The sequence below is a fragment of the Mycobacterium sp. E3247 genome, assembly GCF_001667785.1.
Taxonomy (GTDB): Bacteria; Actinomycetota; Actinomycetes; order Mycobacteriales; family Mycobacteriaceae; genus Mycobacterium.
Map to the genome: position 1 here is coordinate 1 of NZ_LZJG01000330.1, position 5,775 is coordinate 5,775.

Sequence of the window (5,775 nt, forward strand, 5' to 3'; positions counted from 1 at the left end):
AGGCCGGCGCTCGAACTGATCAGCACGATCGAGCCCCCGGTGCCCTGCTTGACCATGGTCGGGATGGCGGCCTTGATCGTGTTGTAGACGCCGGTCAGATTGACGTCGATCACGTCGCGCCAGCCGTCGTCGCCGGACTGCATCGGGGCGATGCCCGCGTTGGCCACGACGATGTCGAGCCGACCGAACTCGTCCAGACCCGACTGCAGCGCGGCCGACAGTGACGCCCGCTCGCGCACGTCGCCACGAGCGGCCACGATGCGAGCGCCGGCGTCCTCGACCAGCTTGACGGTCTCCGCCAGGTCGTCCTCGGTGGCCAGGGGATAGGGAACGCTGGCGATCTGCTCGCACAGGTCGACCGCGATGATGTTCGCGCCGTCGGCGGCGAGACGTACCGCATGCGCGCGTCCCTGCCCGCGGGCCGCACCGGTGATGAAGGCGACCTTGCCCTCGAGTGGCCTGGCCATCAGGACCGGAGCTGACCCTTGTCCGGGTCCCCCGCGGGAACCGGCTGCAGCATCTTGATGTCCGGCGCCCCGGCGAGGTGCTCGCCGGCCGCGCCGAACATCTTGCCGATGGCCGGCGCGGTGCTGTGGGCCTTGAGCGCCTCTTCGTCCGCCCACTGCTCGACGAACACGAAGGTCTCGCCCGATTGGTGCAGCGAGTACAACTGGCAGCCCGGTTCGTTGTGCACTTCCTCCACCGCCTGCGTGAGGATGTCGCGGACTGTGTCGACCGACTCCGGTTTGACGGTCATGGTGGCAACGACGACGACGGGCATGCTGGGGCCTCCTGGGGCAAACGGGGTGGGGTGACGCGCACAACTTCAGTCACCGGTTGTCACCCTACTCACGCGGTCAGGCGCCCGACCCGCCAGATGGCGCACGAGGCCGAACCGTTACCCGTGTGGCGGGTGGTGCAGATGATGTCGATGCGACTACCCTGGCCGACATGGCTAACAAGACCGCCGCCCGCTCCAAAGCCAGAACGAGCAGGTCAAAGGCCCCTTCGCGGAGCGGGTCGGGTCGCGCGCGGCCGGCGGCACCTCGCAAGCGGCCGAGCAGGCCCGCCAGGCGGCGCAACCATTCGCTGTTGGTGGCCGCCGGGCTGACTGGCGGCCGTGCCCTGCGCGCCACCTGGCTGATGGCCGCGCGGAGCACGGGCGGCGCGGCGCGGTCGATCGGGCGGGCCCGGGAGATCGACCCGGGACACCGCCGCGACGGCATCGCGCTGATGCTGCTCGCCCTGTCCGTCGTGGTCGCCGCGAGCTCCTGGTTCGACGCCGCCCGGCCGGTCGGCGCGTGGGTCGACACGCTGTTGCGCACCTTCATCGGGGCTGGCGTCCTGGCCCTCCCCGTCGTCACCGCCGGCGTGGCGGTGACGCTGATGCGCACCCAACCCAATCCCGACGCGCGGCCCCGGCTGATCCTGGGCGCCACCCTGATCGCCCTTTCCGTGCTGGGGCTGCGCCACCTGTGGTCCGGCTCGCCCGAGGACCCGGAGGCCCGGCGCCGCGCGGCGGGATTCGTCGGCTTCGCCATCGGGGGGCCGCTGTCGGACGGGCTGACGGCATGGATCGCGGCGCCGTTGCTGTTCATCGGCTTCATGTTCGGCCTGCTGTTGCTTACCGGGACGACCATCCGGGAGGTGCCCGACGCGGTCCGCAACATGTTCGGCGCCCGACTGCTCAGCGACGACGACGAATACGACTACGACGACTTCGACGACGCCGATTCCGATGCCGATTCCTATGCCGCCGAAGACTTCTCCGACGGCTTCGACGACGAGGGCGCGCCGGCCCCCGACGACAAGCCGCACGCGTGGTCGGCGGCGGACCCGGCGCCCGCCCTGCGCGACAACGAGGACGACATCCCCACCACGCCGGAGCCGGCCATCGGGAAGAGCCGCCGCCGCGACAAGAAGACCGAGGTGCTCGACCGCGTCGTCGAGGGCCCCTACACGCTGCCCTCGCTGAACCTGCTGGTCGCCGGCGACCCGCCCAAGAAGCGCAGCGCCGCCAACACCGTCATGGCCGACGCCATCAGCGAGGTGCTCACCCAGTTCAAGGTCGACGCCGCCGTCACCGGCTGCACCCGCGGGCCGACCGTCACCCGCTACGAGGTCGAACTCGGTCCCGGCGTCAAGGTGGAGAAGATCACCGCGCTGCAGAAGAACATCGCCTACGCGGTGGCCACCGAGAGCGTGCGCATGCTGGCGCCGATCCCCGGCAAGTCCGCCGTCGGCATCGAGGTGCCCAACACCGACCGGGAGATGGTGCGGCTGGCCGACGTGCTGACCGCGCCGTCGACCCGCCGCGACCACCACCCGCTGGTGATCGGGCTGGGCAAGGACATCGAGGGCGACTTCATCTCGGCCAACCTGGCCAAGATGCCGCACCTGCTGGTCGCCGGCTCCACCGGCTCGGGTAAGTCGAGCTTCGTCAACTCCATGCTGGTGTCGCTGCTGACCCGGGCCACGCCGGAGGAGGTCAGGATGATCCTGATCGACCCGAAGATGGTGGAGCTGACGCCGTACGAGGGCATCCCGCACCTGATCACCCCCATCATCACCCAGCCCAAGAAGGCCGCCGCCGCGCTGGCGTGGCTGGTCGAGGAGATGGAGCAGCGCTACCAGGACATGCAGGCCTCCCGGGTGCGTCACATCGACGACTTCAACGCCAAGGTGCGCTCCGGGGCCATCACCGCGCCGCTGGGCAGCCAGCGCGAATACCGGCCCTACCCGTACGTCGTCGCCATCGTCGACGAGCTGGCCGACCTGATGATGACCGCGCCCCGCGACGTCGAGGACGCCATCGTGCGGATCACCCAGAAGGCCCGTGCGGCGGGCATCCACCTGGTGCTGGCCACCCAGCGCCCGTCGGTGGACGTCGTCACCGGGTTGATCAAGACCAACGTGCCGTCGCGGCTGGCGTTCGCCACGTCGTCGCTCACCGACAGCCGGGTCATCCTGGACCAGGCCGGTGCCGAGAAGCTGATCGGCATGGGCGACGGCCTGTTCCTGCCGATGGGCGCCAGCAAGCCGCTGCGGCTGCAGGGCGCCTACATCACCGACGAGGAGATCCACGCCGTCGTCAGCGCCTGCAAGGACCAGGCCGAGCCCGAGTACACCGATGGCGTCACCACGGCCAAGCCCACCGGCGAGCGCACCGACGTCGACCCGGACATCGGCGACGACATGGACGTGTTCCTGCAGGCTGTCGAGCTGGTGGTGTCCAGCCAGTTCGGCTCCACGTCGATGCTGCAGCGCAAGCTGCGCGTCGGCTTCGCCAAGGCCGGCCGGCTGATGGACCTGATGGAGACCCGCGGCATCGTCGGGCCCAGCGAGGGGTCGAAGGCGCGTGAGGTGCTGGTCAAGCCCGACGAGCTGGCCGGAACGCTGGCCTTGATCCGCGGCGGCAGCGACGCGGTCGGGGGCGACGCCGACGACTAACGCCGAGCGTGCTCTGAGGGCGAAAAAATAGCCGAAATCTCGCCATGAGTGCACGTTCGGCGGGCTACAGCACCAGCAGCATGCGGGAGTTGCCCAGGATGTTGGGCTTGACGTAGCTCAGATCCAGGAATTCGGCGACCCCGATGTCGTAGGAGCGGCACATCTCCTCGAACACCTCGGCGGTCACCGGGGTGCCCTCGATCTCGGTGAACCCGTGCTTGCCGAAGAACTCGGTCTCGAACGTCAGCACGAACAGCCGCTTGAGCTGCAGCTCGCGCGCGACCGCCAGCAGCCGGTCGACGATCGCGTGGCCGACGCCGTGGCCGGTCATCGCCGGGTCGACCGCGACCGTGCGGATCTCGCCCAGGTCGGACCACATCACGTGCAGCGCGCCGCACCCGACGACGTCGCCCCCGCGCTCGGCCACCCAGAACTCCTGGACCGCCTCGTACAGCGTCACCAGGTTCTTCTCCAGCAGGATCTTGCCGGCGTAGGTGTCGACGAGTCGCTTGATTGCGGGGACATCGGAGGTTCGCGCGCGTCGCACCAGGCAGTCCTGCGAACTTTCGGTCACGGCTAACAGTATCGGCATCGGGGACGGGCGTGCTGACCAACAGTTATTCTGTTGCGGTGTCGGGGCAGCCGCAAACGGGTCCGGTGATGGGACCCCCAGGCCGCGCCCACATCGCAAATCTCGCCAACACGCTGACGCTGCTGCGGCTGGTGTTGGTCCCGGTCTTCCTGCTCGCGCTGTTCGCCAAGGACGGGCACGAGATCGCCTTCCGGGTCGTGGCTTTCGTGATTTTCACCCTCGCGGTCATCACCGATCGGTTGGACGGCCTGCTGGCCCGCAACTACGGGATGGCAACCGAATTCGGCGCGTTCGTCGATCCGATCGCGGACAAGACGCTGATCGGGTCGGCGTTGATCGGGCTCTCGATGCTCGGCGACCTGCCCTGGTGGGTCACGGTGGTGATCCTGGCCCGCGAGGTCGGCGTGACCGTGCTGCGCCTGGCGGTGATTCGCCGCGGCGTCATCCCCGCCAGCTGGGGCGGCAAGATCAAGACCGTGGTGCAGTCGGTGGCGATCGGCTTGTTTATCCTGCCCGTGTCCGGGCCCTTCCGCGTGGCCGCGGCGGTGGTGATGGCGGCGGCCATCTTGCTGACCATCGTCACCGGCATCGACTACGTGGTGTCCACCGTCAGGGAAGTGCGCCGGTCGGCCGACTGAATCTGCCGACTGAATCTGTCGACAGAATTCGTGGCCGCCGAACGGGAACCAAGACCCCGCCGCCCGCGTTCCACCTAATGAGCGCCTGCCGAACGGGGCGGTTTTCGCTCCGGCGGGCTGACTGGACGAAGGAGGGCGGAAAATGCCGCCATTAGTGCGCGAGGTCATCGGCGACGTGCTGCGGGAGGCCCGGATGACGCAGGGCCGGACGCTGCGGGAGGTGTCCGATTCGGCGCGGGTGAGCCTGGGCTATCTGTCCGAGGTCGAGCGCGGGCGCAAGGAGCCCTCCAGCGAGCTGCTCAACGCGATCTGCGACGCGCTGCAGGTGCCGCTGTCGTCGGTCCTGATCGACGCCGGCGAGCGGATGGCCGGCGTGGAGCGGGCTCCCGCCGACGGGCTGCGCGGTCCCAGCATCGACGCCGACACCAAGGTCGTCATCCCGCCGGTGGCCTCCCTGGCGATCGCCTGATCGCCGCCCGCACCAAGGATCCTGCGTCAGGGGTAGGGCGATCGGCGCCGACCCACTAAATTGAGCGACAAGCGACGGGCCCATCCCGGGACCCTCCAGCCCACAAGAAGCGAAGGTGGAGCTCACTCATGGCCAATCCGTTCGTCAAAGCGTGGAAGTACCTCATGGCGCTGTTCAACGCGAAGATCGACGAGCACGCCGACCCCAAAGTGCAGATCCAGCAGGCCATCGAGGAAGCGCAGCGCACGCATCAGGCGCTGACCCAGCAGGCGGCGCAGGTGATCGGCAACCAGCGTCAGCTGGAGATGCGACTCAACCGGCAACTCGCCGACATCGAGAAGCTGCAGGTCAACGTCCGTCAGGCCCTGACGCTCGCCGACCAGGCCACCGCATCCGGCGACGCCGCCAAGGCCACCGAATACAACAACGCCGCCGAGGCGTTCGCGGCCCAACTGGTGACCGCCGAGCAGAGCGTCGAGGACCTCAAGACCCTGCACGATCAGGCGCTGAACGCGGCCGCCCAGGCCAAGAAGGCGGTTGAGCAGAACGCGATGGTGCTGCAGCAGAAGATCGCCGAGCGCACCAAGCTGCTCAGCCAGCTCGAGCAGGCGAAGATGCAGGAACAG

General features: G+C 68.8%; 5 protein-coding genes and 2 pseudogenes. 4 read left to right on the forward strand and 3 right to left on the reverse strand.

What is annotated here, in order from left to right:
* The coding region (locus A9X04_RS18265; RefSeq protein WP_156764411.1) for an SDR family mycofactocin-dependent oxidoreductase at positions 1-470 on the reverse strand (470 nt) is incomplete at its 3' end.
* On the reverse strand, positions 467-781 hold the full coding sequence (locus tag A9X04_RS18270; protein WP_067781730.1) for a putative quinol monooxygenase: 315 nt from the start codon (positions 779-781) through the stop codon (positions 467-469). The genes A9X04_RS18265 and A9X04_RS18270, both read right to left, overlap by 4 nt.
* On the opposite strand from A9X04_RS18270, the pseudogene A9X04_RS18275 reads away from it, so the two are divergent.
* Positions 780-3,450, forward strand: a pseudogene (locus A9X04_RS18275) (DNA translocase FtsK 4TM domain-containing protein). The gene A9X04_RS18270 and the pseudogene A9X04_RS18275 sit on opposite strands and share 2 nt — an antisense overlap.
* Before the next feature lie 64 nt (positions 3,451-3,514).
* Here the strand turns inward: A9X04_RS18275 and A9X04_RS18280 are convergent.
* Complete coding sequence (locus A9X04_RS18280) at positions 3,515-4,042, reverse strand: amino-acid N-acetyltransferase (RefSeq protein WP_067923411.1); 528 nt, start codon at positions 4,040-4,042, stop codon at positions 3,515-3,517.
* Between the two features lie 38 nt (positions 4,043-4,080).
* Between A9X04_RS18280 and pgsA the strand changes: the two genes are divergently transcribed.
* The 3 genes and pseudogenes from pgsA to pspA all read left to right on the forward strand — a co-directional run.
* Positions 4,081-4,680, forward strand: coding sequence for a CDP-diacylglycerol--glycerol-3-phosphate 3-phosphatidyltransferase (gene pgsA, locus A9X04_RS18285; protein WP_067923420.1), 600 nt, complete (start codon positions 4,081-4,083; stop codon positions 4,678-4,680).
* A gap of 142 nt (positions 4,681-4,822) precedes the next feature.
* Positions 4,823-5,149 carry a transcriptional regulator ClgR gene (gene clgR / locus A9X04_RS18290; RefSeq protein ID WP_067923414.1) on the forward strand — a complete coding sequence of 109 codons (327 nt, stop codon included), beginning with the start codon at positions 4,823-4,825 and terminating at the stop codon, positions 5,147-5,149.
* 128 nt (positions 5,150-5,277) lie between these two features.
* Positions 5,278-5,775: pseudogene (pspA, locus tag A9X04_RS18295) on the forward strand (phage shock protein PspA); the annotation flags it as partial.

Bases quoted from the DNA above. Each gene is read 5' to 3' on its own strand.
- A9X04_RS18270 (WP_067781730.1), bottom strand. From the start codon at position 781: ATGCCCGTCGTCGTCGTTGCCACCATGACCGTCAAACCGGAGTCGGTC.
- A9X04_RS18280 (WP_067923411.1), bottom strand. From the start codon at position 4,042: ATGCCGATACTGTTAGCCGTGACCGAAAGTTCGCAGGACTGCCTGGTG.
- clgR (WP_067923414.1), top strand. From the start codon at position 4,823: ATGCCGCCATTAGTGCGCGAGGTCATCGGCGACGTGCTGCGGGAGGCC.